Raw genomic sequence first — 24,263 nt, 5'->3', positions numbered from 1 at the left:
GCGTAACAGGCGTGATGGTTTTTGATGCAATGGTATCGGGCGTAATTTTCTCGCGAGAAACTGTCTCAAATAAGACAGTCTCACGCGAGCGTGTTGTAAATACGAAGGTCTGTGTTGCAAATATGAAGGTTTATAGTGCCGCCATCGCTTCCTGCGTTTCGTGATGATGGCTTCGCCACCACACCAGCAGATTCAACAGGCTGATGATGCCGCCCGCGGCACAGACCCCAAGCCAGCCCCACTGCTGGTAAGCCGAGGCAGAAAGGATCGATCCCAGTGCGCCGCCGATAAAATAGCTGGTCATGTAGCCTGATGTCAGGCGATTACGCGCTTCGGGCATCATACGGTAGATCACGCTCTGGTTGGTGACGTGTACGCCCTGAACCGCCAGATCCAGCACGATGATGCCAATGAGCAGCGCCGCCACGGAATGAATACCGAGCGCGATAAAGCCCCACGACAGCAAAAGCAGGATAATCCCTACGCTGGTGGTCGGCTTGGCTTTGCCCTGATCGACTAAACGTCCGGCGCGTGATGCTGCTAAGGCTCCGGCTGCACCAACCAAACCGAACAGGCCGATAACGCCTTCGGAATAACCGTATGGCGGTGAGGCCAGCAGGAAGGCCATCGACGTCCATAGAATGCTGAAGTTAGCAAAGGACAGACAGCCCAGGATGGCACGCGTGCGCAGCAGCGGGGTGGTGGAGAACAGGCGGAAGATTGAGACGAGCAGCTGCGGATAGTTCAGCGTGTTTTGCTGAGGAATTCGCGGCAATGCCCGCCACAGAATCAGCGCCATGATGACCATCAGCGTGCTGGCAACCCAGTACACGGTGCGCCAATCACCGAGTGAAGCCAGTGCACCCGCGACGGTACGCGCCAGCAGAATCCCCAGCAGCAGGCCACTCATAATCGTGCCCACGACTTTACCGCGCGTTTCCGGCGTCGCCAGCGTGGCGGCGAGAGGCACCAGCAGCTGCGCGACAACGGAGAACAAACCGGTTAACGCCGTACCCGCAATCATGATCCAGAGCGTGGGTGCAGAGGCGGTAATCAGCATCCCGCCTGCGGCGAGTAACGTCATGCCGACAATCAGCGTCCGGCGTTCAAACATATCCCCTAGCGGCACCAAAAACAGCAGACCGACGGCATAACCCAACTGCGCGGCGGTGACAATAAACCCAGCCTGATTGACGGAAAGCGCAAAGACTCTGGCAATGGTCTCCAGCAGCGGCTGAGCATAATAGTTACTGGCGACGGCAAGACCGGTCGCGACAGACATAATCAGGGTCAAAGACAGGCTAAGCCCCGGTTGCGGCTGGGGTGATACAGATTGTTGCTGAAGAGACATAGTGTGAACGTTAATATGATGTTAAAAGCAGAGGGTATAGTATCCGGCAGAGCCTAATGAGATACCAGAATATCTTTACGCTTCTTAAGTTTGTTTTGTTTTTAATGATATTGATTTAGCTTATCGCCAGCGTCATAACATCATCGACAGGGGACATTATGCTTAAGCATTATCAGGTATTTAAGAAAAAAAGCGTTGCAGTGTTAATGGGATGTGCACTTCTGCCCGCAGCTGCACTGTGGTCGGTGGGCGCCCAGGCGGTAACGGCCGTTTACGTTTCTGCTGCCACTGACGGCGTAATTGATGCCTACACTCTCAATACGCAAAGCGGTGAATTAACCGCTACTGGGAAAGCCGCCGCAGGCGCGAAAGTGATGCCGATGGCCGTTAGCCCGGATAAATCCTTCCTCTATGCTGCGACGCGTGGCATTCCTTACTCGGCGGTTAGCTATAAAATCGACCCTAAAAGCGGTGCGCTGAGCCCATTAGGCAAAGCGGAACTGCCGGACAGCATGGCCTACATCTCGACGGACCGCACGGGAAAGTGGCTGTTCAGCGCCTCGTACGGCGGTAATAAAGTCGCGGTTAATGGCATTGATAAAGACGGAAAGGTGAACGCGAGTGCGGTCACGGTGGTGCCGACAGGCGAGAAGGCACACAGTATTATTGCCGATCGCAAAAATAAATTCGTTTTTGCCAGCAATCTGGGCAGCGACCAAATCGTACAGTTCCGGTTTGATGCGAAAACCGGCACGCTGACGCCAAATGAGCCGGCAGAAATTAAGCTGCCTAAAGGAAATGGACCGCGCCATCTGGTGTTATCACCAGATAATAAAACGCTTTACGTGAGCAATGAACTATCCGGCAAAGTCGCGCGTCTGGCGTTGAATGAAAATACAGGGCAGCTCACGCTGTTGGATTACACGGACACCGTGCCGGCCGATGCGGGGATGCGAGCGGGAACCGTTACTCCAGATAAAAATAGCACTGACAGCCGTCCACAGATATGGAGCGCCGATTTACGTCTGACGCCAAATGGAAAATTCCTGTACGTATCGGAACGCACCAAAAGCACGATTGCGCTGCTGCGGGTAGAACCGAAAACCGGGCAGCTGCAATACATTACGCGCTACCCGACGGAAACGCAGCCGCGCGGCATTCAGATCGATCCAAGCGGGAAGTTCCTGATCGCCAGCGGCGAAAAATCGACATCGCTGTCGGTGTATCGCATCAATCAGGATAACGGGGATTTAGTGCGAGTCGGACAATATCCGACTGGAAAAGGCGCGAACTGGGTCGAAATCGTTAACCTGCCGTAATTGTTGCCCATCAATGAAAAACGCCCCTTTTTGCGAAAGGGGCGTCGTAGAAAGGAGGATGCCTCTACCGGATGTATAAGGTGTGCTTTTGACGTTTCTCACGGGCAGCGTAAAGGTTCATTGTTCCCGTTATTAGTCTGTTTCCTGCTTACGCGAGCGGAATGCCGCGACTTTCATCCTGTTGCCACAAAGCGCCATGCTGCACCATCTCCGACGATGTGATTTGGTGGTATCCAGAAAGAACAGAGTACAGTCGTGCGCTTCACACTGGCGAATATATTTTACCTCAAGCCCGGAAATCAGAGCAGCGAACGCCATTGCTACCGGTTCGAGTAAGCTCGCGCAGCTATTATCCCTCCTGCATTCCACAACGTTAAAACCAGCTTGCTGACTATTCCATTCCAGCGTTCTGACTGGCCGCCCACTATCAAGAATGTGGTTGATTTGTTCAGGGTTGTATTCCTTACCCGATCGGACGGCCTCTATTGTCCGAACCATTGCCTGACGTAATGCCAGAGCTTCATTCATCAAGCCTGCCGGCGTATCCGTAAAATTTTCAGGTAGTTGCTTAGCCGCTTTAAGCCAGGCGATGACACTTGCGTCATCAGTCAAACAGTCGTGATATTCGCTTCCTGTTCCAAATGCACTGTTGATGAAATCCAAAGCGAGGTTGTTCGCGAGAAAGTGAGGCTGAATTATCGGTGATGTGTGCATTGATGTAACCCTTAAAATGATATTGACAGGTTACACTAAATGTTTGTAACCTTCAAATTGTCATTTTAAAGGTTACAAAGGAAAAAGACTGTGAATACTCATATAGCAACGACACCCGAGACCCAAGTCCACTACCGTTATGAGCAGGTGGGTAACGTAAACATTTTCTATCGTGAAGCAGGAAAACCATCATCACCCAGCATTTTGCTACTGCATGGATTCGCTGCATCCTCGTACATGTTTCGAGAACTGATTCCGGCACTTGCTGAGAACTATCACGTGATTGCTCCCGATCTGCCGTCCTTCGGTTTCACAGAATCGCCGGGAAGTGATGAGTATGACTATACGTTTGATAATCTGGCGAAGACGATCGATCGCTTCACGGAACAGCTGAAGCTCCCGCGTTATGCGATCATGGTTCATGACTATGGCGCACCGGTTGGATGGCGCCTCGCTACGGCTCATCCCGATCGCATTACGGCAATTATTTCGCAGAACGGTAATGCTTATGAAGAAGGTTTGGCGCAAGGATGGGATGCGATCAGACGATATTGGCAATCACCAACGGCAGAGAATCGTGCTGCTCTTCATGACTTTCCGACCGCAGCCTCCGTGAAATGGCAGTATTTAGAAGGCGTCAGTGATACCAGCCTTGTCTCCCCTGATGGATACACCCTTGAAGGACTGCACGTGTCTCGCCCAGGCAATGCTGATATTCAACTAGACCTGCTACTGGACTATGCCTCCAATGTTCAGCGTTATCCTGAATTCCAGACTTACTTCCGTGAGAAGCAACCGCCGCTGCTTGCTGTCTGGGGTCGCCACGATCCTTACTTTTTGCCTGCCGGTGCTGAAGCGTGGAAGCGGGATATTCCTCGTGCGGATATCCGCTTCTACGATACCGGGCATTTTGCTTTAGAAACGCATGCAAATGACATCATCCCTGTCATCCACGCATTTCTGGACGACAATATAAAATGATTTTCTGATTGGGTTGGGTGAGGCGTCAGGGTTGTGGCGTGTTGTGGCGGGAACGAAGAAAACGAGCGCCCCTTTTCGCGAAAGGGGCGCTCGTCTACCGGTGATTATTTCGCGGCGTCAGCGGCGGTTTTCACCCAGCCGTCAAACAGCTGCTGGTGGGCTTTGATCCAGCCATCAACATGACGTTCGATATCTTTCTGTGAACCCTGGCCTTCGTGCATACGCAGGTTCTGCGCATTTACGTCAGCAATCGGCAGCTTCATGATAGCGAACAGTTTCGCCGCCGCCGGGTTTTTCTCGGCCCACGCTTTATTCGCGGCAATCTTCATCGTGTTGACAGGGAAGCCATAGTCAGCGCCGTTAGGCAGTTTGGTGCTGACATCCTTCATTTCACCCGGTTGGGAAGAGAAAGGCACCTGCAACCAGACTACGTCACGTCCCGGCACCAGCACATCACTGACCCAGTACGGCGTCCACGTGTAGTACAGAATCGGCTTGCCTTCTTTATAACGGGTGATGGTATCGGCAATCATTGCCGCATAGTTACCCTGGTTATGCTCGACCGTGTTGGTTAAGCCATAGGCAGGAAGGTGATGATTAATCGCCGCTTCACATCCCCAGCCCGGCGTACAGCCCGTCAGATCGGCTTTGCCGTCGCCGTTGGTATCGAACAGCTTGGCGATTTTCGGATCTTTTAGCTGCGCAATATTGGTGATTTTGTATTTCTCAGCCGTTTTCTTATCGATCAGATAACCCTGTGCGGCACCGGAGACATATTCACCCTGACGGTAGAATTTCGCGTCCCCGCCCGCGGCTTTGTACTGATCGGCGTGCAGCGGGTCCCAGTTCACGGCGATAAACGTCGCATCGCCGGAGGCAATTGAGGTGTAGGCCACGTTGTAGTCCACTTCACGGGGAGGCTGCACGTCATAGCCCAGCTTTTCCAACGCGCGGCTGACCAGCAGCGTCTGGAACGTTTCTTCGGAGATAGTGCTTTGCACCGGAATAACGGTGATACCTTTACCAGGTTGCGCAGTGTCTGCGGCGTAAACCTGCGTACTCAACAGGGCGGTAGTCAGGGCGGCGGCCCAAAGTGTGGTGTTACGCATCATGATTCCCTCTGTTTTTATCGTGCGTTATTGCTTGATGAAAGGACGGGTCAACAGGCCAATCGGGCCGCTGGTGTACCAGCTTTTGTTACCCTTGCTGCGGCGATCGCGTCCGAGAGACTGCGTCAGGCGGTCAAGAATAATCGCCAGAATAACGATCCCGACGCCGCCGACGGCAGCCAGTCCCATATCCAGACGACCAATGCCGCGCAGTACCATCTGGCCCAAACCGCCTACGGCGATCATCGAGGCGATAACCACCATCGACAGCGCCAGCATCAGCGTCTGGTTAACACCCGCCATGATGGTCGGCATAGCCAGCGGGAGCTGAACCTTAAACAGCATCTGGCGTGGACTCGCGCCGAATGACTCGGCAGCTTCGATCAAATCAGCCGGCACCTGACGAATACCCAGAATCGTTAAGCGAATAATTGGCGGCAGGGCAAAGATTATCGTCACCACGACGCCCGGCACGTTACCTATACCGAACAACATGACGATAGGCACCAGATAGACGAACGCGGGCGTCGTCTGCATGGCATCTAACAGTGGCCGGATAAACTTCGCGGCTCGTTCGCTACGCGCCAGCCAAATCCCCATGGGGAGCCCGATGAGCACGCAGAAGAACAGCGCGGTCAGCACCAGCGCTAGCGTGATCATGGCCTGCGACCAGGCACCAATCGCACCGATGGCGATCAGAGACAGCAGGGTGGCGACACCCATGCCGAAGCTGGACATCTGCCAGGCAAGCAGCGAAAACACCAGAATGGCAATCGGCGCTGGCATACCCAGCAGGAACTGCTGGAAGCCGCTCAGAATGAAGTCAACCGGGACGCGAACGCCCTGAAAGACCGGTCTGAAGTGCAGCACAACCCAATCGATCCCGTGAGTGACCCAACTGTCCAGTGGGATCAGCGTGTCCTTAAACGGATCGAGCAGGTTGAAATGCTCGGGCGTTGCAGGGGCGGCGTTATTCAGCCAGTCACTGCCAGATTGTGCCGCCTGATGGGCGGCATCGGCGGAACCATCGGGAGCCGGTGCAGTGCTCCAGGCATCACTGCCGTTAGCTGGTGCATCCTGAGCTGGCGCGCTGGTAGACCAGGGATCGCCCTGCGTTGCGTGGTCCGGCGTCGTGCCATGCTGTGCGGGGGTTGAGCCATCGGCTGGTGCGCTCTGCGTGCTGGCTGCCCACGGATCGTTTTGCTGTGCGCCGTTAGCCTGGTCAGGGGCTGCGTTTTGATCGGCCGGCTGATGTTGTGCCGTGGTGTTATCCCACGGATTTGATGTTGATTTACTCATTGGTCACTCCTTCCTTATCCAGTGCCTGTAGCAACATTCCTTTGGAAATGATGCCAATGTACTCATGATTTTCGCCGACGACAGGAACGGCACAGGGAGCCTGTGCGACCTGAGAAATCAGCTCGTTGAGTGACATATCTGCGGGCACGGGAGCAGGTTCGGGCAGTAACGCCTGTTCCAACTGCTGCTGTTCTTTCAGAGCTTGCTTCAGTGAATCAATCGAGACGACGCCAATGAAACGTTTTCCGCCTTCCAGCACGTAGCCGTAATCACGGTCTTCGTCCTGAAGGATTTTCAGCGCGGAACGTGGGCCCACGCCGGGCGTTTTACGGATTAAGGTGACCGGGCGACGGCGAGCGATATCTTTGGCGCTAAACACGTGGCTGATATCGACGCCGCGGAAAAAGGTGCGAACATAGTCATTGGCTGGGTTGTTCAGGATTTCATCGGGTGTACCGACCTGAATGACTTCACCGCCGTGCATAATGGCAATACGGTCGCCGATGCGCATCGCTTCATCCAGATCGTGCGAGATAAAGACGATAGTGCGTTTATGACGAGACTGGAGTTTGACTAACTCATCCTGCATTTCAGTACGGATCAGCGGGTCGAGTGCGGAGAACGCCTCATCCATCAGCAGGATATCGGGGTCATTTGCTAACGCACGCGCCAGACCGACACGCTGCCGCATCCCGCCGGACAGCTCATCCGGGTAAGACGCGGCGTAGGCTTCAAGACCAACCTGCTGCAAAGCATCCAGCGCTTTTTGCTCACGTTCCGCTTTCGGCACGCCAGCCAGTTCCATACCAAACGCGGTATTGTTGAGGATGTTCAGATGCGGCATTAGCGCAAAGGATTGGAACACCATACTGATCTTCTTGCGGCGTACGTCACGCAGCGCGGTATCGGATATCCTGGAGATATCCTCACCGTCGATCAGTACCTGACCCCGAGTGGGTTCGATCAGACGATTGAGAAGGCGTACCATGGTTGATTTGCCGGAACCGGATAATCCCATGATGACAAATATCTCGCCTTCTTCAATGGCCAGACTGGCATCTTTCACGCCGACAGTAAGCCCTGTTTTTTCAAATACCTGATCTTTGCTCAGGCCTTTATCAATCAGTTTAAATGCTCTGTCAGGATGCTCGCCAAATATCTTATAAAGATTCTTTACTTCAAGTTTAATTGCCATGAAATTATTGTTTTCCTATGTCGTTTATAATTCTATAACGTAGCCCTGATAATGATTAAACATAATCTACCCTACCATACTCAGATTCTGAGACAACCCTTGATTGCCTCAGGGACGTTTCCCTGAAGGCTAATATTCGCGATAACAGTAATGCTATTATTGCTGCCTTATCTTCATGATTTACGTGATCTTTATGATTTTTCGTTGGAAGGGTAATTCTTTTTATAACAGTGTGTTACCTGTTGATTTTTACGCGTTGGATTCGCAGGAGATATAACCTTTTCTGATGGTGGATAAACCGCAATTTATAGTGAATTTCACTAATCGAATAATATGATAAATAAATCACATTTTTCGGGTTATAGACACTCAAATAGACCGACGTAGGTACATTTTTTACTTATGATATCTGTCGGTATTTTATACAGTATAGCAAAGATATTGCGGGTAAAATGGTTGCGTTAATTCCCATCAATAAATGAGAGTGTTCTGAATAATATATCTGTCATATTTAGGGAGTAACAACCATCGGTAAGTTGGGATTTTGAGTGTTTTTAAAAATTGCGAAGCAAAACCAGAAAGAGAAATAAGGACATTGTCACAAGAAAGGTATTTTGGTTATCTGCTCATCTGATTTCTGCTAAGGAAAAGCTAAACGTGGTCACTTGGGAATACCATGATTTCGAAGACTATACAGGGAATGGTGAGTTGCTTATGCGTCAGTTTATCGTTGGTGGCATGGTATATGCCATTGGTTTCCAGAAACTCCAGTCAGCGGACGAATTGCTTAATAAAGGGATTGATGAGAAACATAACATACCTGGTTTTCAAATGCCCCAGTCGGGTCTTTGGACGGTTGCTTTTGATAAAGTTGAGAATCAAGAGCGTTTGGAAGCTTATCAGCATGTTGAGCTCAATTCTGGGCAAATTCTAAAGGTGATTACGTCGGTTGCCAGAGCGATTTTTGACCACTACAATGTTTCCCGATCTGGGGCTTACTATTGGTGCGCAGCTCCCGACCTTTCGGGGAAAAGGAAAATCGATCTCGCGGATTTATATGATGGTTTACTGGGGTTAGCAGGGAAAAACAGATTTAACATTCGTATCCCTGGTATGCAGTCATTTAATCGACTTGGTTCAGATAGGAGAAGCTATGTCATCCTCACACGATATTACGACGTTAAGTCTTCAGGAACAGGCATTTTTCGCCTTGGGGAAAAAGCTGCAAATGGCAGCGCGTGATGTGATAAAGCGTAAGCTGGCTTCTGGTGAATATGTGCTTATTGATGGCAAATATTATCTAGCCTCAGATGCTCCTAATTTGGCGGATAAGTAGATTAGTGGGAACTGAAACAAGCGCATAGAGATTGCGCTTGTTTTCTTTTTCATTGCTACGAACTCATCAGGCTGACGTGGGCGGCGACAACGCGCCAGCCTTCGGGCATTTTTACCCAGGTTTGCATTTGGCGACCGATCTTCGTACTGCCTGCGCGGGTAAACTCCGTGCTGGCGACGGCCATATCATGACCGTAAGTGGTGATGACCGTATTACGCAGGGTTCTGTCCAGACCGGCGGAGGGGCGAGCGAGGCGAAAGGCGCGGATTTCCTCGATCCCGTACAGATTTTCTCCCGCACCGTAGCGCACCGTTTTTTCATCGTGCCAGAACAGTTCATCCAGTACCGCAACGTCATTACCCGTTAAGGCTTTCTCATAGCGATAGAACGCAGCAGTCACGTCGGCCAGCACATCCGGCTGGTTAATATCTTCAGGCAACATATTTTCTTTCCTCATAAGGTATAGGTGATGCCCTGCTGCTCAAGCGCCCACGCCGTCCGCAGACAAAGATCCTCGCGCCACGGTGCGGCAATAATCTGCACGCCTATCGGCAGGCCGCTGGCGGTTGCTACCGGCACTGTCACGACGGGCAGACCGACGAAAGAGATCGGCTGTGTCAGCATGCCCATGCTGGCGCGGACGGGCAGATCGGTATCATTAATGCGCATGGTTTCCTGCCCAATGAGCGTGGCGGAACAGGGCGTCGCCGGGGCGATCAGCAGGTCGGTGTGTTCAAACAGCGCCAGCGTCTGTTGACGGAAATAATGACGGAAGCGCTGAGCCTGCACATACCAGGCCGCGGGAATCATAGCGCCTGCCAGCAGCCGCTCACGTGACAGGGGCTCGAAGCGCTCGGGCTGCGAGCGTAAGTCTGGCAGATACTGGTTGCCCCCTTCGCTGGCCGACAGAATAAAGGCGGCGCTACGTGCCAGTGCGGCATCGGTTAGCGTCAGGCTGTCCTGCGCGCCCAGCGCCTGTGCGATCTGACGAACGGCGGCGTTGGCCTCCTCGCTGGCCCACGTGGAGAAATAGCCATCAAGCACCGCGTAGCGTAATCCGTCACCGCCCGCTTCCAACTGTGCGGCGGTATGCTGTGTTTCCCGCTTGGCCTGAAAGCGATCGTGTTCATCGCGACCTTGTAAGGCATCGAACACCAAGGCCAGATCGTCTGCGCTACGCGCCAGCGGACCGATATGGTCGAGGCTGGCGACAAACGGGTGGCTGCCGTGACGTGATAAACGACCAAACGTTGGCTTTAGCCCGAAAATGCCGCAGAGCGACGACGGTACGCGGATCGAGCCGTTGGTGTCGCTGCCCAGCGTGAAGTTAACCAAACCGGCTGCGACGGCCGCAGCCGATCCGCCAGACGACCCACCCGCAATGCGCTGTGTATCAAGCGGGTTACGCGTGGGGCCGTAATGGCTGTTTTCGGTGGTAAAGCCGTAGGCATAGGCATCCATATTCAACATGCCGGACAGCAGTGCGCCCTGACTGGCAAGCTGTCGGATGGCAAAGGCATCCTGTGCGGCGGGCGGTCGCTGGCTGAAAAGCTCGGCACCTGCCAACGTGGTTTCGCCGCTGACATCAAACAGGTTTTTGACGGCGTAAGGCACGCCGGCCAGCGCGGGTAACGTTTCCCCGCGTTGACGGCAGGCGTCGATGCGTTCTGCCTCTGCCAACATGCGTTCTCCAGTGACATGGGTGTAGGCATTAATCGTGGGGTTGGCCTGCTCAATGGTGCCCAGCGCCTGCTGTGCAAGCTCTTTGGCGGAGAACGTGCCGGCCTGCAAACCTTGCTGAATCTGTCGGATGGATAACGATGAGGGGGCGCTTCTGGCGTGTGAACTCATAGCGTATAAACTCCTAGCGTATAAACTCCGGCAATTTCCTGATGCTCATCAAGAGGAAAATCCATCAGCGGCTGCGCCATGGCGTGAATGCGGTTGAACTGCACTAACAGCTCCTGACGCCGTTCCTGACTGAGTTGCAGCGCGAGCAGCGTTTCCATGTGCTGAAGATAAGCGGCTAACGTGTCGTTATCGATGGATGTTGTCGTCATGCGGTGTTCTCCCGGTTGAGTCATGATTAAAAACCTGCCGCGCTGCCGTTGCTGCGTGGGTCGAAGGCGCCTTCCAGCATGCCGCTGGTGTGCCGTACGATGGCTCCCGCGTGGCCTACCGTTTCACTAAAGCTGCTCAAGAGTTCGACGTCGTGACCGAGCTGACGCAGAGCATCCACGGTGGCGGGTTTAAAGCGATCCTCGATCTTCAGCGTATCGGAGACCTGTCCCCAGGTACGGCCAAGCAGCCAGCGTGGGGCGCTAATCGCCTGTTGCAGCGGCAGCCCTTGCTGAACGTGACGGATAAAGATGGCCGCCTGTGTCTGCGGTTGTCCGTCGCCGCCCATCGAGCCGTAGACCATCGTTCGTCCGTCGGACAGGCGTGCGGCGGCAGGGTTTAAGGTATGAAAAGGCTGTTTACCCGGTTCTAGCGCCAGCAGGTGTGCCGGATCGAGGCTGAACGAGGCTCCGCGGTTTTGCCAGAGCACGCCAGTTCCCGGTAATACCACGCCGCTGCCAAACTCGTGGTAAATGCTTTGAATAAAAGAGACGCACAGACCGCTGCTGTCGCATACGCCCATCCAGACCGTGTCACCGGGGCCTTTGCCTTCTCCCCACGGCGCGGCTTTGCGGGTATCGACCTGCCGAGCCAGCACGCCGAGCGCATCGTTTTCCAGCAGCGCCTGAACGTCCTGTGTCATCAGCTTGGGATCGGTAATGAAGCGGTCACGCAGGCCAAACGCCAGCTTGGTCGATTCGACAATGCGGTGGATCGTCTGGCTATCGCTCAGATCTTCCATGTCTAAATGATCGGTCAGACCGAGAATCGCGAGCGATACCAGACCCTGCGTCGGTGGTGCGAGGTTATAGATGTCACCTTTGCTGTGCTTCAGCACCAGCGGCGTTGTCCGCCTGGCGCGGTAATTTGCCAGATCGTCAGCCGTTAGCGGCATACCGAGCTGCGCCATCTGTGCCGCCAGCCGATTGGCTACGGAGCCGCGATAAAAACTGTCCAGCCCTTCAATACTGAGCGTCGTCAGGGTATCGGCTAAATCCGACTGCGTGAAACGGCTGCCCGCGCGCGGGATATTTCCCTGCGGCATAAACAGCTGGCTAAAAGCCGGACAATCGCCCAGTTCGTGATAGCGCTGGGTGAGTGCATCTTCCTGAGACTGCGTGACGGGAATACCGTCAGCCGCATAGCGAATCGCGTCAGATAGCAGACGAGCCAGCGGCATCGGCGTGCTGTCTATTTCTTGTGAATTGTCCAGCTCTTGTGAATAGGCCAGCGCTTCCTGCCAGCCGCCGACGGTGCCTGCGACCGTCAGCGCCGCTTTCGGGCCGCGGTGCGGAATGCGGCTTTCGCCCTGATAGTACTCACGGCAGGCCAGCGACCCCGCCGCCCCGCTGGCATCGATAGCAACGGGTTCACCGTGTGGTGGCACAATCAGCCAGAAACCGTCGCCGCCGATCCCGTTCATATGCGGGTACACCACGGCAATAGTTGCCGCCGCTGCGACCATGGCTTCAATGGCGTTTCCACCTTCACGCAGAATCGCCAACGCGCTGGCACTGGCTAAATGATGAGGTGCTACCGCCATGCCCAGCGGGGCGGTGTTGCTTTGCATCATCTCAGGATTCCTTTTTAAGTTTTATGTAGGGTGATGAGTTCTATTAACCCTAGCTATAAGCAAACGGCGTTCCAGTTTTTTATTGCGGTGGAAAGTCGGTATGCGGTGCCGGAGGAGGTATCTATATCATCCTGACAATCCTGTGCTATGTTCTGCGACATGAAACAAACGTTACAGCAAGCGCAACGGGTGAGAGACGATGATGCAAATAGATGAACGATTACGGGATCGCTACAGCGAGCTTTCACCGCAGGAACAGCGTGTCGCGGATTTCATCTTCGATCACTTTGACGATTTAATTAGCTACAACAGCGCCGAGCTGGCGCGGCTGAGCGGCGTTTCCAAAGCGACCGTCAGCCGATTGTTCAAACGGCTGGGCTACCCCAGCTACCGTGACATGCGCGATGAACTCAGAACGCTGCGCCAGAGCGGGATGCCGCTGGCGGATAACCGGGATGCCGTGCAGGGGAATACGCTGCTGGCACGGCATTACAAGCAGGAAATGGCGAACCTGACGCAGTGGATAAACCAGATTGATCCCGTGCAGTTTGGCGCGGTGATTCAGGCGCTGATGCAGGCGCAGCGAGTGTGTTTGATTGGGCTGCGCAATAGCTATCCGGTGGCGCTGCACCTGCGCCAACAGCTGCTCCAGATTCGCCAACAGGTCACGCTGCTGACGCAGCCGGGGCAGACGTTATCCGAAGAGCTGGTGGATCTCACTGCGCAGGATGTCGTGATTGTGGTGGCTTTTCGCCGCCGTCCGCGCCTGATTCAGCCGCTCTTGGTGCAGCTGCAAAAGCGCGGCGTGCCTGTGCTGCTGTTGTGCGAACCACAGGTGAGTACGCTAATGTCTCTGGCAACCTGGTCGCTGTGCGTCCCGCTGGACAGCGTCTCGGCGTTTGACAGCTATTCGTCCGCCATGAGTCTGGTTAACGTGATCAGCAATGCGCTACTGCATGAAATGCTGCGTGACGGACGCCAGCGTATTCACCAGATCGTGGATCTTTATGGTGAACTGGATGAGCTTGAGCAACGCTAATGGTGCGTTGGGATGGTGCTATTGCACCAAAATAATGCGTTAAAGTGAGTGTTTAGATTCCTAATGCGCTTATCTGTCATGTAGTCACGTGGATTGTTTCGGGCGTGATAGCACTGGATTATTTTTGTGACATAGCGCCACGCCCGACATAGGGCAGCTCAAACGCCGCTTGCCCTATGAACCCAGGCTTTTTTCGCGGAATTGCGCCGCTTCGCGGTACCTTCGGTGTTCATGCCCGCAACACGGACCGCCAGCGACGCGCTCCCGACGCGGCGCTGACTTTCGCGGCGTCCATGCCGCTCATCCGGCGGTCATGCTCACCTCAGCGCAATTTTTTACGCGAATAAGGCATAAAACCACAAGGTTAACTCCTGAGTATCACGCCCGAAACTGTTCACCAATATTCCATATCTACAGCTATGCCATATTTCAGCATGATTCCCTGACCTTCTACGTTGTTCCTCATCGTCAAGGGTACCCGCGTAATCTGGCACACTCCTTGCTTAATATCTGCAACGATGGTTTCAATTTTTGTTTTTAAAGAATCTTTCGTTTCAATTATACTAACCGGGGGCAGAGACGATGTTGATCAATAAACTGGGCATCAAAAAAGGGTTACTGGCGATGATGGGCGCGGCAATGTTACTGGTTCAAGCCGGTAGCGCGATGGCCGATCAGTTGCAGGATATCGAGAAGCGCGGTGTGCTGCGTGTCGCCGTCCCGCAGGATTTCCCGCCGTTTGGATCGGTAGGAACGGATCTGCAACCGCAGGGGTATGACATCGATATCGCTCGCTATCTGGCGAAAGAGATGAAACTAAAGTTGCAGCTGGTTCCGGTAACCAGCGCCAACCGCGTGCCGTATCTGCAAACCAACAAAGTTGATCTGGTGATCTCCAGTCTGGGCAAAAATGCCGAGCGTGAAAAAGTGATCGATTTCAGCCGCGCCTACGCGCCGTTTTTCCTCGGCGTATTTGGGCCGAAAGACAGCACGCTGACATCGTCAGAAGCGCTGGAAGGCAAAAGTATCGGCGTCACGCGCGGTGCGGTAGAAGACATGGTGCTGACGGATATCGCACCGAAGGCCGCACAGATTAAACGCTACGAAGATAACAACACCACGCTGTCGGCGTACCTGTCCGGGCAGGTGGAATATGTTGCGACGGGTAACCTGGTTGTCGCGGCTATCGCCGAGCAGAACCCGACGAAAGCACCCGTAGCGAAGTTTATGCTGAAAGATTCGCCGTGCTACATCGGTCTGAAAAAAGACGAGCCTGCACTGAAAGCGAAAGTCGACGCGTTGATTGAGCAAGCGCTGAAAGACAATACGCTCAATACCCTGTCGGAAAAATGGCTGAAAGCGCCGCTGCCGGCCAGCATCAAGGCTTAACGGGAGCACGCCATGACCTATCAGCTTAATTTTTCTGCGCTGTTTCCGTTCTGGCCTGAGCTGCTGGAGGGGTTGTGGGTCACCATTGAGCTGACGGTCATGGCAACCCTCGGCGGCATTGCTATCGGCATCTTCGGTGCGGCCTTGCGCAGCGGCAAGCGTACTCTGCTGAGTCGGCTATGGGGTGTCTACGTCGAGCTGATCCGCAATACGCCGTTTGTGGTTCAGCTGTTCTTCATCGTTTTCGGCTTGCCGAGCCTGGGCTTGAAGCTCACCGCCGGACAGGCCGCGCTGTTGGCGATGTTGATTAATCTGGGAGCGTACAGCACCGAGATTATCCGCGCGGGGATTCAGGTGACGCCGAAAGGCCAGTGGGAAGCTGCCCGCGTGCTGGGGCTGACGCGAATGCAGACCTTTTTACGTGTGATTCTGCCGCCTGCGCTCCAGCGGATTTATCCGGCGCTGGTTAGCCAGTGCATCATTGTCATGCTGGGGTCGTCGGTGGTGTCGCAGGTGTCTTACGAGGAACTGACCTTTGCCGCCAACCTGATTCAGTCCCGTACGTTTTTGAGCTTTGAAGTGTATCTGGCAACCACGCTGTGTTATCTGGTGCTGTCGGTTCTGATGCGACAACTCTTACTGCTGGCAGGTCGGCGCTTTCTGGGGAATCCGTCATGATGACATTTACCGACTGGGATATTGTGCGCAACCTGCTGCTGGCGGCACGTTGGACGCTACTGCTGTCGCTGACGGCGTTTATCGGCGGTGCGATAGTGACCTTTCCGCTGATGCTGCTGCGGTTGACGAAACGCACATGGCCGACGCGCTTTGTCCATTTGTATTCCGAGCTGTTTCAGGGCACGCCGCTGCTGATGCAGCTATTCCTCGCCTTTTTCGGGCTGGCGCTGTTCGGCATCGATGTGAGTCCGTGGACGGCGGCGGCACTGGCGCTGACGCTCTTTACCAGCGCCTTTCTGGTGGATATCTGGTGCGGCAGCGTGGAAGCATTGCCGAAAGGGCAGTGGGAAGCGTCGCGCTGCCTCGGGCTGGATTTCGGCCAGACGCTCTATCGGGTGATTGCGCCGCAGGCGATGCGTATCGCCATCGCGCCTACCGTGGGGTTTTCCGTGCAGGTGATTAAAGGTACCGCGCTGGCGTCGATCATCGGATTTATCGAACTGACCAAGGCGGGAACCATGTTGAATAACGTGACCTATCAGCCGTTTAAAGTGTTCGGATTGGTGGCGCTGGGCTACTTCCTGATGTGCTATCCGCTCTCTTACTACAGCCGCTATCTGGAGAAGAAATTCAATGCCGCTCATCACCATTAATCAGGTTCAAAAATATTACGGCCAGAACCATGTCCTGAAAGGCGTGGATCTGGATATTGAAATGGGTGAGGTCATTTCGATCATCGGGCGCAGCGGCTCTGGTAAGAGCACGCTATTACGCTGCATGAACGGTCTGGAAGGCTATCAGGACGGCAGCATTAAGCTGGGCGGGATGACAGTTACCGACAGAGATTCGCAGGCGCGGGAAATCAGCCGCTCAGTCGGGATGGTGTTCCAGAACTTCAATCTGTTTCCGCACATGACGGCGTTGGAAAACGTGATGCTGGCACCGCGCCGCGTGCTGGGTAAAAGTGCGGCAGAGTGCCGTGAGCTGGGCGAACGGGTGTTGAAAAAGGTGGGGCTGGGTGAGCGCCTTCACTATTACCCTGCCAACCTGTCGGGCGGCCAGCAGCAGCGCGTCGCGATTGCCCGCGCGCTGGCGATGAGCCCGAAAGTTCTGCTGTGCGATGAAATTACCTCGGCGCTTGATCCTGAATTAGTCGGCGAAGTACTGAAGGTGCTGGAACAGCTGGCCGCAGAAGGCATGACGCTGATTCTGGTGACGCATGAAATGAATTTTGCCCGTGAAGTGGGCGACCGCGTGGTGTTTATGCATCAGGGCACGGTCTGGGAGCAGAGCGACAGCAAAACGCTGTTCGCTAACCCACAGACCCGCGAACTGAAACAGTTTATCGCCTCGGTCCGGGGACTATCGGAAGCGTAAGGCTTCCCTCTTTTGAGCTAATCACGCACGGAAACGCGCATCAAATCATTCGATTAGCAGGTCAGTAACGTAAAGAATCTGGAGCACATAACCATGAACAGCGAACTGTACGCGCAAATCAATCCCCCTCATCGCCTGCTGATGGGGCCGGGGCCGATCAATGCCGATCCGCGCGTATTACGGGCAATGGCCAGTCAACTGGTGGGGCAATATGATCCCGCGATGACGAACTACATGAATCAGGTCATGGCGCTCTATCGTCAACTTTTCCGCACGGAAAACCGCTGGACGATGCTGGTCGATGGCACCTCGCGCGCGGGCATTGAGGCGATTTTGCTGTCGGCAATCCGCCCTGGCGATAAAGTACTGGTGCCCGTGTTTGGTCGTTTTGGTCATCTGCTGTGTGAGATTGCCCGCCGCTGTCGTGCTGACGTTCATACCATTGAAGTGCCGTGGGGCGAGGTGTTCTCGCCGGACCAGATTGAAGATGCGATCAAAGCAGTACGCCCGCGTTTACTGCTGACGGTGCAGGGCGATACGTCGACCACCATGCTGCAACCGCTGGAGGAATTGGGCGAGATCTGCCGCCGTCACGGCGTACTGTTCTATACCGATGCCACGGCGTCTTTTGGCGGTAATCCGCTGGAAACAGATAAGTGGGGACTGGATGCGGTTTCCGCCGGATTGCAGAAGTGTCTGGGAGGGCCATCTGGCAGTTCACCGATCACGCTCAGTTCGCAGATGGAAGCGGTGATCCGCCGTCGCAAATGTATTGAGCAGGGGATCCGAACGGACGCGCATCAGGACGGCGACGACGAAATGATCTATTCCAACTATTTCGATCTGGGCATGGTGATGGATTACTGGGGGCCGGAGCGCCTGAACCACCATACCGAGGCGACGAGCATGTTGTTTGCCGCCCGCGAGTGTGCCCGAACGATCCTCGAAGAAGGGTTGGATCGCAGCATTGCCCGCCATGCGCTGCACGGCAGTGCGCTGGTGGCGGGGATTCAGGGAATGGGGCTGGAGACCTTTGGCTCGCTGACCCACAAAATGAATAACGTACTGGGCGTGGTGATTCCTGACGGCGTTCACGGTGAACAGGTGCGTAAGCTGCTGCTGGAAGATTTCGCCATTGAGATCGGCACGTCCTTTGGCCCGCTTCAGGGCAAGATCTGGCGCATCGGGACGATGGGCTACAACGCGCGTAAAGACTGCGTGATGCAAACGCTGACGGCGCTGGAGGCGGTGCTGAATCGTCTTGGTTTCCGCAGCGTGCAGGGCGAAGCCTTGCAGGCGGCCTGGAATTGCTATGCGGCGGATGAGGGACGTGCATGAGTGAAATGTTGATGTTGCCTGCTGCTGCACAGGCCGCCGCTGAGCAGATTATGTCGCGCTGCGATGCGCTGGCGGAAATCAGTGAAACGCCCGGCCAACTGACCCGTGTTTATCTGTCGCTGGAGCACCTGCGTGCCAATGCGCAGGTGGGAGAATGGATGCGCGAAGCGGGCATGAACGTCTGGCAGGATAGCGTTGGCAACATTTGTGGTCGCTATGAAGGATTAACACCGGATGCGACAGCGCTGTTGCTTGGTTCGCATCTGGATACGGTGCGCAATGCCGGGCGCTATGACGGCATGCTGGGCGTATTGACGGCGATTGAAGTGGTACGTGCGTTCCATCAACAAGGGATGCGTTTGCCCGTGGCATTGGAAATCATCGGCTTCGGCGATGAAGAAGGCACGCGTTTTGGCATTACGCTGCTGGGCAGTCGGGGATTGACGGGCACCTGGCCGGAGAACTGGCTGGAGTGTCAGGATGCTGAGGGCACCAGTGTGGCGCAGGCGTTGACCATTGCGGGGCTGGATCCGCTTGAGGTGGCACTGGCGGCACGTCCGGTCAGCGATATCACCGCCTATCTGGAGTTACACATCGAGCAAGGGCCGTGTCTGGAACAGCAGGATCTGGCGCTGGGCGTGGTCACCGCGATTAACGGGGCGCGGCGGCTTAACTGCACATTCCTCGGGCTGGCGGGGCATGCGGGCACGGTGCCGATGACGCAGCGGCAGGATGCGCTGGCGGCGGCCGCCGACTGGATGGCGCAGGCTGAGCGGATAACGCGGGAAAGCGATCCTCATCTGGTCGCCACGTTTGGCACATTACAGTGCTTACCGGGCGCGGCGAACGTTATTCCCGGTGAGGTGAAGATGACGCTGGATATTCGCGGGCCGGAGGATGCACCGCTGGATGCGCTGCTACAAAAACTCCTGACGTTGGGACAGGCTATCGCGCACCAGCGCGGCTGCCAGTTCAGCGCCGACGAGTATTACCGTATTGCGGCAACCCGCTGCGATCCCGCCTTGCAGTCGGTATTAAATGAGGCGGTGACGCAGGTACAAGGCAAAACGCTGATGTTGCCAAGCGGCGCGGGGCACGATGCGATTGCTATTGCCGAACGCTGGCCGGTGGCGATGCTGTTTGTCCGCTGCCGCGGCGGCATCAGCCACCATCCTGACGAGTCCGTGACCACGGCAGATGTGGCGCTGGCGCTACAGGCGTACAGTCAGGCGGTGTTCTACCACGCTTCTGCACAGTAGCGAGACAGTTACAGCGTAAAGCGATCGGCATCGCGCCAGGCAGGGAAGGATTCCCGGTAGCTTTGCAGCGCTTCCAGCGACAGCTCGGCGTCCAGACGGGCGGGCTGGTTGGGAGCGGCAGAGGCCAGAATTTCCCCTTGAGCATTAATAATCAGGCTATCGCCGCGGTAGCTGTGGCCGTTGCCGTCGGTGCCGACGCGGTTGCAGCCTGCGACGTAGGCCTGATTCTCAATGGCGCGCGCCGCCAGCAGCGTCTGCCAGTGGGCGGCTCGTGGCGCTGGCCAGTTGGCGACATACAGCGCCAAATCGTAGTCCTGCCGGTTGCGTGACCAGACCGGGAAACGCAGGTCGTAGCAGATCATCGGACAGATACGCCAGCCGCGCCACTCAAGGGTGACCCGCTCCGTGCCTGCCTGATAGTGATGGTGTTCGTCCGCCATGCGGAACAGGTGGCGTTTATCGTAGTGATGCACCTCGCCGTGCGGATCGACCAGCAGGAACCGGTTCACCGCCCCTTTTGGCGTATTTACCGCGACGCTGCCGCCGATCAGCGCATTCGTCTTCTGCGCCCACTGGTGCAGCCACGCCTCTACAACTGACTGATCCAGACTGCCTTTGGCTGCTTCCATCGCAAAACCGGTGGTGAACATCTCCGGCAGGACAATCACATCACGCCCGCTCATCTCTGCCAATAAGGTATCGAAGTGGCGCAGGTTGGCTTCGCCATCGCGCCAGACCAGCGGCTGTTGCAGCAATGAAATCTTTAAAGTCGACATAAACGCTCCGCAGCGGCATCCAACGTTGCTTCCTGTTTAGCAAAGCATAGTCGAATCAACGTATGTGGGAACGGATCGGCGCAAAAGACGGACAGCGGAATGGCCGCGACGCCAACGTGTTCGGTCAGCCAGCGGCAGAAGCTGACATCGTCCAGATCGGAAATCGCCCGATAGTCCGCCAGCAGGAAGTAAGTGCCTTCACAGTGCAGAATGTCAAAACGGCTGCCTGCCAGCGCCTTGATGAAACGATCGCGACGCGCGCGGTAAAAATCGGGCAGTTCACGCCAGTGTTGCGGCTGTTCACGCAGCATATCGGCAATGGCGAACTGCGCGGGCGTATTTACGGAGAACGTCAGATACTGGTGAACCTTACGCACTTCTGCGCTTAAGGCGGCTGGGGCGACGCAATAACCGACTTTCCAGCCGGTCATGTGGAACGTTTTGCCAAATGATGAAACGGCGATGGCGCGTTGGCGCAGCGACGGATGTGCCAGCACACTGGCATGTCCTTCGCTGTCGAAACAGATGTGCTCGTAGACTTCATCGCTCAGCACGAAGATGTTACGCGCGGCAATTGCCTGCCACAGCTGCTCAAAATCAGCCTTCTGCCAGACGGTGGCGGACGGGTTGTGCGGCGTATTCAGGATGACCAAACGAGTGCGTTCGCTCAGCAGCTCAGCAAAATGCGACCAGTCCACGCGAAACGCGGGCGGTTGCAAGGCGATGCGTTTGAGTACGCCGCCAGCCAGCGTAACGGCAGGTGCATAGCTGTCATAGCTGGGATCGAAACAAATCACTTCGTCGCCGGGACGTACCAGCGCGGCAATGGCGGCAAACAGCGCTTCAGTCGCACCCGCCGTGACGGTCACTTCGCTATCGGCATCCGGTCGCCAGCCGTACAGCTCTTCCGTTTTTTCAGCAATCGCCTGACGCAGCGGCGCGATGCCGGTCATCGGCGCATATTGGTTGGCACCCTGACTGACGTGATACGCCAGCCGCTGTTGTAAATAGTCAGGGCCGTCAAAATCAGGGAAACCTTGTGATAGATTGATGGCCTGATGCTGTTGGGCCAGCGCACTCATCTGGGTGAAGATGGTGGTGCCCAGCGAAGGCAGTTTACTGTCGGGAATCAGAGCGGCGCTCATAGCGGGGTGGAACTCCTGCAAGCCTGTATTGCTTGGTAATATAACATGCTGTTAGTATTTGGCAATCAAGACGCTTGGACGTTTAAACGGCTAAATGCCTTTGCGTGCTAAGACATAATGAAAAGATCTAAACCTGCAACTGCATGCTTTGAAACAGAAAGACCAAAAACGGGAAGCCTCATGACTGAAAATCAACAATTGACGGCGCTGCTTGCGGCCTGCCACTGGATCGGCGAGAAAGGCTGGTGTCCGGCGACGGGCGGCAATATGTCCGTACGCCTTGATGACGCGCAGTGCCTGATTACTGAATCGGGTAAAGACAAAGGCAGCCTTCAGGTAGAGGATTTCCTGCTGGTGGAGATTGTCACTAACCATGTGCCGAGCGGTCGCACGCCGTCGGCGGAAACGGGGCTGCATACGCTGTTGTATCGCCGCGAGCCGACTATTGGTGCGGTGCTGCATACGCACTCGGTGAACGCGACGGTGCTGTCCCGGGTAGAGAAGGGCGCTGAGCTGGTGCTGCACGGCTACGAAATGCAAAAGTCGCTGGCGGGGCAAACCACCCATTTGGATCGCGTGGCGATCCCGATTTTCGATAACGATCAGGATATTCCGACGCTGGCGCAACGGGTAACTGAGTACGCCAGCCACACGCCGCTACGCTACGGCTTTCTGGTGCGCGGCCACGGTCTTTACTGCTGGGGCGCGACGGTGAAAGAAGCACGTCGTCATCTGGAAGGGCTGGAGTTCCTGTTCCAGTGCGAATTGCAACGTCGACTGCTGGAGGCCAAAGCATGATTAACGCGATTGTGACGGATATTGAAGGCACCACCAGCGATATCCGTTTTGTTCACAGCGTGCTGTTTCCTTATGCCCGCGAACGTCTGGCCGACACCGTTCGCCAGCACGGTAGCGATCCTGAGATCGCGCAGGCGCTGGATGCGTTGCGTCAGGAGCTAGGTCAGCCCGATGCGAATAGCGAGACGCTGATTGCTGCGCTGAACCAGTTTATGGATGAAGATCGTAAATCCACCGCGCTGAAGCAGCTGCAAGGCATTATCTGGCGTACGGGCTACCGTAACGGCGATTTTCAGGGGCATCTGTACCCTGAAGTCGCGAAGCAGCTCGCCGCATGGCAGCAGCAGGGCCTGAGCCTGTATGTGTACTCGTCAGGTTCGGTGGAAGCGCAGCAACTGCTGTTTGGGTATAGCAACGCGGGCGATCTGCGCCCGCTGTTCAGCGACTATTTTGATACCCGCGTCGGCGCGAAGCGGGAGACTGATTCTTATCGCACGATTGCACAAGCCATCGGGCTGCCTGCTGAGCAACTGTTATTCCTGTCGGACATTCGTCAGGAGCTGGATGCCGCGCAGGAAGCCGGTTGGCACACCTGTCAGCTTATTCGTGATGATGCGGATAACGTAAGCCGTCACCGCCAGGTGGCACGTTTTGACCAGATCGACTTACCGGAGTACGCCCAATGAGTGGATTAACCATTTTTAGCGACAGCGATGCAAGCCAGCCGATTTGGCAAAGTCAGGATGCCGAGGCGATTCAGAAACAGCTGAACGACATCGGCGTACGTTTTGAACGCTGGGAAGCCAGCCAGAAGCTGAGTGACGCGCCGTCGTCTGAAGAAGTGCTGGCGGCCTATCAGCATGAAATCGATAAGCTGGTGGCAGAAAAAGGCTATCAGAGCTGGGATGTCATCAGCATGCGTTCTGATAATCCGCAGCGCGCGGAGCTGCGCACCAAGTTTTTATCCGAGCATGTGCATCATGAAGACGAAGTGCGCTTTTTCGTGGAAGGCGCGGGGCTTTTCTGTCTGCACCTGAACGGCAAGATTTACCAGATCCTGTGTGAAAAGAACGATCTGCTGTCCGTACCCGCGGGCACCGCGCACTGGTTTGATATGGGACCGGAACCGCACTTCACCGCCATCCGCCTGTTCGATAACCCGGAAGGCTGGATCGCGCATTTTACCGGCGATAAGATCGCAGATGTGTATCCGAAGCTGGAGCGCTAGCGCGCAGGGGGCTATGCCCTTATCCCATGAATAAAAATGGTTTATCAATAGGTTGAGAACAGGGGAATGCCCTGTTCTCATATGATGATTGAGTCTTTTTGATTCGCTATCTAATTTATTCAAAATGATATTATTTTAATATTAATCAATGTGTTTGCTTGGTTTTAGGCCTTTTTTTGCGCTATTAGCACTATGAACATCTTGTTATCCTTTACGCGTATTTTCTTAAAAGGAATAGCGT

The 24,263-nt window shown here is 55.2% G+C and carries 24 protein-coding genes; 13 read left to right on the top strand and 11 right to left on the bottom strand.

The annotated features are described in order from the left end of the window. Positions 1-130: 130 nt before the first annotated feature. Positions 131-1,351 (bottom strand): MFS transporter, encoded by a 1,221-nt coding sequence (locus ACIPUG_RS20205; RefSeq protein ID WP_339097552.1) that lies wholly within the window; start codon positions 1,349-1,351, stop codon positions 131-133. Between the two features lie 158 nt (positions 1,352-1,509). On the opposite strand from ACIPUG_RS20205, the gene ACIPUG_RS20200 reads away from it, so the two are divergent. Beyond that, on the top strand, positions 1,510-2,670 hold the full coding sequence (locus ACIPUG_RS20200; RefSeq protein WP_039288550.1) for a lactonase family protein: 1,161 nt from the start codon (positions 1,510-1,512) through the stop codon (positions 2,668-2,670). Positions 2,671-2,802: 132 nt separating this feature from the next. Here the strand turns inward: ACIPUG_RS20200 and ACIPUG_RS20195 are convergent, their stop codons facing one another. Next, on the bottom strand, positions 2,803-3,384 hold the full coding sequence (locus ACIPUG_RS20195; protein ID WP_400339973.1) for a CGNR zinc finger domain-containing protein: 582 nt from the start codon (positions 3,382-3,384) through the stop codon (positions 2,803-2,805). Positions 3,385-3,474: 90 nt separating this feature from the next. Here ACIPUG_RS20195 and ACIPUG_RS20190 point away from each other — a divergent pair, with 90 nt between their 5' ends. After that, positions 3,475-4,365 carry an alpha/beta fold hydrolase gene (locus ACIPUG_RS20190; RefSeq protein ID WP_400339971.1) on the top strand — a complete coding sequence of 297 codons (891 nt, stop codon included), beginning with the start codon at positions 3,475-3,477 and terminating at the stop codon, positions 4,363-4,365. A gap of 104 nt (positions 4,366-4,469) precedes the next feature. Here ACIPUG_RS20190 and proX read toward each other — a convergent pair whose 3' ends face one another. Genes proX through proV form a run of 3 tightly spaced genes read right to left on the bottom strand, consistent with a single transcriptional unit; the run spans position 4,470 to position 7,968 of the window. Further along, positions 4,470-5,474, bottom strand: coding sequence for a glycine betaine/L-proline ABC transporter substrate-binding protein ProX (proX, locus tag ACIPUG_RS20185; protein WP_039463162.1), 1,005 nt, complete (start codon positions 5,472-5,474; stop codon positions 4,470-4,472). Between the two features lie 27 nt (positions 5,475-5,501). Next, a complete protein-coding gene (proW, locus tag ACIPUG_RS20180) occupies positions 5,502-6,773 on the bottom strand; it encodes a glycine betaine/L-proline ABC transporter permease ProW (protein ID WP_400339970.1) in 1,272 nt (423 codons plus the stop codon). Next, positions 6,766-7,968 (bottom strand): glycine betaine/L-proline ABC transporter ATP-binding protein ProV, encoded by a 1,203-nt coding sequence (gene proV, locus ACIPUG_RS20175; protein ID WP_400339968.1) that lies wholly within the window; start codon positions 7,966-7,968, stop codon positions 6,766-6,768. The genes proW and proV overlap by 8 nt, the downstream gene beginning before the upstream one ends. Positions 7,969-8,625: 657 nt before the next feature. Between proV and ACIPUG_RS20170 the strand changes: the two genes are divergently transcribed. Continuing rightward, complete coding sequence (locus ACIPUG_RS20170; protein WP_039277072.1) at positions 8,626-9,210, top strand: hypothetical protein; 585 nt, start codon at positions 8,626-8,628, stop codon at positions 9,208-9,210. Positions 9,211-9,359: 149 nt separating this feature from the next. Here the strand turns inward: ACIPUG_RS20170 and hpxZ are convergent, their stop codons facing one another. Genes hpxZ through ACIPUG_RS20150 form a run of 4 tightly spaced genes read right to left on the bottom strand, consistent with a single transcriptional unit; the run spans position 9,360 to position 12,995 of the window. Continuing rightward, positions 9,360-9,746 (bottom strand): oxalurate catabolism protein HpxZ, encoded by a 387-nt coding sequence (gene hpxZ / locus ACIPUG_RS20165; protein ID WP_039504771.1) that lies wholly within the window; start codon positions 9,744-9,746, stop codon positions 9,360-9,362. Positions 9,747-9,757: 11 nt separating this feature from the next. Beyond that, entirely contained in the window at positions 9,758-11,155 is a 1,398-nt protein-coding gene (locus tag ACIPUG_RS20160; protein ID WP_400339966.1) for an AtzE family amidohydrolase, read from the bottom strand. Then, positions 11,152-11,364 (bottom strand): oxalurate catabolism protein HpxX, encoded by a 213-nt coding sequence (hpxX, locus tag ACIPUG_RS20155; RefSeq protein ID WP_400339963.1) that lies wholly within the window; start codon positions 11,362-11,364, stop codon positions 11,152-11,154. Before hpxX ends, ACIPUG_RS20160 begins: the two co-directional genes overlap by 4 nt. A 26-nt stretch (positions 11,365-11,390) precedes the next feature. Next, a complete protein-coding gene (locus ACIPUG_RS20150) occupies positions 11,391-12,995 on the bottom strand; it encodes a gamma-glutamyltransferase family protein (protein ID WP_400339961.1) in 1,605 nt (534 codons plus the stop codon). A gap of 199 nt (positions 12,996-13,194) precedes the next feature. Here ACIPUG_RS20150 and ACIPUG_RS20145 point away from each other — a divergent pair, with 199 nt between their 5' ends. The 7 genes from ACIPUG_RS20145 to hpxK all read left to right on the top strand — a co-directional run bounded on the left by ACIPUG_RS20145 (position 13,195) and on the right by hpxK (position 20,075). Beyond that, positions 13,195-14,034 carry a MurR/RpiR family transcriptional regulator gene (locus tag ACIPUG_RS20145; protein WP_014916426.1) on the top strand — a complete coding sequence of 280 codons (840 nt, stop codon included), beginning with the start codon at positions 13,195-13,197 and terminating at the stop codon, positions 14,032-14,034. Between the two features lie 603 nt (positions 14,035-14,637). Beyond that, complete coding sequence (locus ACIPUG_RS20140; protein WP_201722897.1) at positions 14,638-15,423, top strand: transporter substrate-binding domain-containing protein; 786 nt, start codon at positions 14,638-14,640, stop codon at positions 15,421-15,423. A gap of 12 nt (positions 15,424-15,435) precedes the next feature. After that, the gene (locus ACIPUG_RS20135; RefSeq protein WP_400339959.1) at positions 15,436-16,101 is read left to right on the top strand and encodes an amino acid ABC transporter permease; all 666 of its coding nucleotides are present in this window, start codon (positions 15,436-15,438) and stop codon (positions 16,099-16,101) included. Continuing rightward, positions 16,101-16,754 (top strand): amino acid ABC transporter permease, encoded by a 654-nt coding sequence (locus tag ACIPUG_RS20130; RefSeq protein WP_094370396.1) that lies wholly within the window; start codon positions 16,101-16,103, stop codon positions 16,752-16,754. Before ACIPUG_RS20135 ends, ACIPUG_RS20130 begins: the two co-directional genes overlap by 1 nt. After that, complete coding sequence (locus ACIPUG_RS20125; RefSeq protein WP_400339957.1) at positions 16,735-17,478, top strand: amino acid ABC transporter ATP-binding protein; 744 nt, start codon at positions 16,735-16,737, stop codon at positions 17,476-17,478. Before ACIPUG_RS20130 ends, ACIPUG_RS20125 begins: the two co-directional genes overlap by 20 nt. A gap of 93 nt (positions 17,479-17,571) precedes the next feature. Beyond that, the gene (locus tag ACIPUG_RS20120; RefSeq protein WP_400339955.1) at positions 17,572-18,816 is read left to right on the top strand and encodes a pyridoxal-phosphate-dependent aminotransferase family protein; all 1,245 of its coding nucleotides are present in this window, start codon (positions 17,572-17,574) and stop codon (positions 18,814-18,816) included. Continuing rightward, on the top strand, positions 18,813-20,075 hold the full coding sequence (gene hpxK / locus ACIPUG_RS20115; RefSeq protein ID WP_400339953.1) for an allantoate amidohydrolase: 1,263 nt from the start codon (positions 18,813-18,815) through the stop codon (positions 20,073-20,075). Before ACIPUG_RS20120 ends, hpxK begins: the two co-directional genes overlap by 4 nt. A gap of 8 nt (positions 20,076-20,083) precedes the next feature. Here hpxK and ACIPUG_RS20110 read toward each other — a convergent pair whose 3' ends face one another. Both ACIPUG_RS20110 and ACIPUG_RS20105 read right to left on the bottom strand, forming a co-directional pair. Then, on the bottom strand, positions 20,084-20,851 hold the full coding sequence (locus ACIPUG_RS20110; protein WP_205566569.1) for an amidohydrolase: 768 nt from the start codon (positions 20,849-20,851) through the stop codon (positions 20,084-20,086). After that, positions 20,839-21,996, bottom strand: a complete 1,158-nt coding sequence (locus ACIPUG_RS20105; RefSeq protein ID WP_400339950.1) for a pyridoxal phosphate-dependent aminotransferase — start codon at positions 21,994-21,996, stop codon at positions 20,839-20,841. Before ACIPUG_RS20105 ends, ACIPUG_RS20110 begins: the two co-directional genes overlap by 13 nt. 180 nt (positions 21,997-22,176) lie before the next feature. On the opposite strand from ACIPUG_RS20105, the gene ACIPUG_RS20100 reads away from it, so the two are divergent. Genes ACIPUG_RS20100 through ACIPUG_RS20090 form a run of 3 tightly spaced genes read left to right on the top strand, consistent with a single transcriptional unit; the run spans position 22,177 to position 24,022 of the window. Then, positions 22,177-22,794 carry a methylthioribulose 1-phosphate dehydratase gene (locus ACIPUG_RS20100; protein ID WP_400339947.1) on the top strand — a complete coding sequence of 206 codons (618 nt, stop codon included), beginning with the start codon at positions 22,177-22,179 and terminating at the stop codon, positions 22,792-22,794. Further along, complete coding sequence (gene mtnC, locus ACIPUG_RS20095) at positions 22,791-23,480, top strand: acireductone synthase (protein ID WP_400339945.1); 690 nt, start codon at positions 22,791-22,793, stop codon at positions 23,478-23,480. Before ACIPUG_RS20100 ends, mtnC begins: the two co-directional genes overlap by 4 nt. Further along, on the top strand, positions 23,477-24,022 hold the full coding sequence (locus ACIPUG_RS20090) for an acireductone dioxygenase (RefSeq protein WP_014916418.1): 546 nt from the start codon (positions 23,477-23,479) through the stop codon (positions 24,020-24,022). Before mtnC ends, ACIPUG_RS20090 begins: the two co-directional genes overlap by 4 nt. Positions 24,023-24,263 lie beyond the last annotated feature (241 nt).

Origin of the sequence: Pectobacterium sp. CHL-2024 (assembly GCF_044751765.1) — a bacterium.
Lineage (GTDB): Bacteria > Pseudomonadota > Gammaproteobacteria > Enterobacterales > Enterobacteriaceae > Pectobacterium > Pectobacterium brasiliense.
Note: the sequence above shows the minus strand (reverse complement) of the source record. Positions and strands in the feature narration are given on the sequence as shown.

Excerpts from the sequence above, each read along its gene's own strand:
- ACIPUG_RS20205 (WP_339097552.1), bottom strand. The coding sequence starts at position 1,351 with ATGTCTCTTCAGCAACAATCTGTATCACCCCAGCCGCAACCGGGGCTT.
- ACIPUG_RS20200 (WP_039288550.1), top strand. The coding sequence starts at position 1,510 with ATGCTTAAGCATTATCAGGTATTTAAGAAAAAAAGCGTTGCAGTGTTA.
- ACIPUG_RS20195 (WP_400339973.1), bottom strand. The coding sequence starts at position 3,384 with ATGCACACATCACCGATAATTCAGCCTCACTTTCTCGCGAACAACCTC.
- proX (WP_039463162.1), bottom strand. The coding sequence starts at position 5,474 with ATGCGTAACACCACACTTTGGGCCGCCGCCCTGACTACCGCCCTGTTG.
- proW (WP_400339970.1), bottom strand. The coding sequence starts at position 6,773 with ATGAGTAAATCAACATCAAATCCGTGGGATAACACCACGGCACAACAT.
- proV (WP_400339968.1), bottom strand. The coding sequence starts at position 7,968 with ATGGCAATTAAACTTGAAGTAAAGAATCTTTATAAGATATTTGGCGAG.
- hpxZ (WP_039504771.1), bottom strand. The coding sequence starts at position 9,746 with ATGTTGCCTGAAGATATTAACCAGCCGGATGTGCTGGCCGACGTGACT.
- ACIPUG_RS20160 (WP_400339966.1), bottom strand. The coding sequence starts at position 11,155 with ATGAGTTCACACGCCAGAAGCGCCCCCTCATCGTTATCCATCCGACAG.
- hpxX (WP_400339963.1), bottom strand. The coding sequence starts at position 11,364 with ATGACGACAACATCCATCGATAACGACACGTTAGCCGCTTATCTTCAG.
- ACIPUG_RS20150 (WP_400339961.1), bottom strand. The coding sequence starts at position 12,995 with ATGATGCAAAGCAACACCGCCCCGCTGGGCATGGCGGTAGCACCTCAT.
- ACIPUG_RS20145 (WP_014916426.1), top strand. The coding sequence starts at position 13,195 with ATGATGCAAATAGATGAACGATTACGGGATCGCTACAGCGAGCTTTCA.
- ACIPUG_RS20135 (WP_400339959.1), top strand. The coding sequence starts at position 15,436 with ATGACCTATCAGCTTAATTTTTCTGCGCTGTTTCCGTTCTGGCCTGAG.
- ACIPUG_RS20130 (WP_094370396.1), top strand. The coding sequence starts at position 16,101 with ATGACATTTACCGACTGGGATATTGTGCGCAACCTGCTGCTGGCGGCA.
- ACIPUG_RS20125 (WP_400339957.1), top strand. The coding sequence starts at position 16,735 with ATGCCGCTCATCACCATTAATCAGGTTCAAAAATATTACGGCCAGAAC.
- ACIPUG_RS20120 (WP_400339955.1), top strand. The coding sequence starts at position 17,572 with ATGAACAGCGAACTGTACGCGCAAATCAATCCCCCTCATCGCCTGCTG.
- hpxK (WP_400339953.1), top strand. The coding sequence starts at position 18,813 with ATGAGTGAAATGTTGATGTTGCCTGCTGCTGCACAGGCCGCCGCTGAG.
- ACIPUG_RS20110 (WP_205566569.1), bottom strand. The coding sequence starts at position 20,851 with ATGTCGACTTTAAAGATTTCATTGCTGCAACAGCCGCTGGTCTGGCGC.
- ACIPUG_RS20105 (WP_400339950.1), bottom strand. The coding sequence starts at position 21,996 with ATGAGCGCCGCTCTGATTCCCGACAGTAAACTGCCTTCGCTGGGCACC.
- ACIPUG_RS20100 (WP_400339947.1), top strand. The coding sequence starts at position 22,177 with ATGACTGAAAATCAACAATTGACGGCGCTGCTTGCGGCCTGCCACTGG.
- mtnC (WP_400339945.1), top strand. The coding sequence starts at position 22,791 with ATGATTAACGCGATTGTGACGGATATTGAAGGCACCACCAGCGATATC.
- ACIPUG_RS20090 (WP_014916418.1), top strand. The coding sequence starts at position 23,477 with ATGAGTGGATTAACCATTTTTAGCGACAGCGATGCAAGCCAGCCGATT.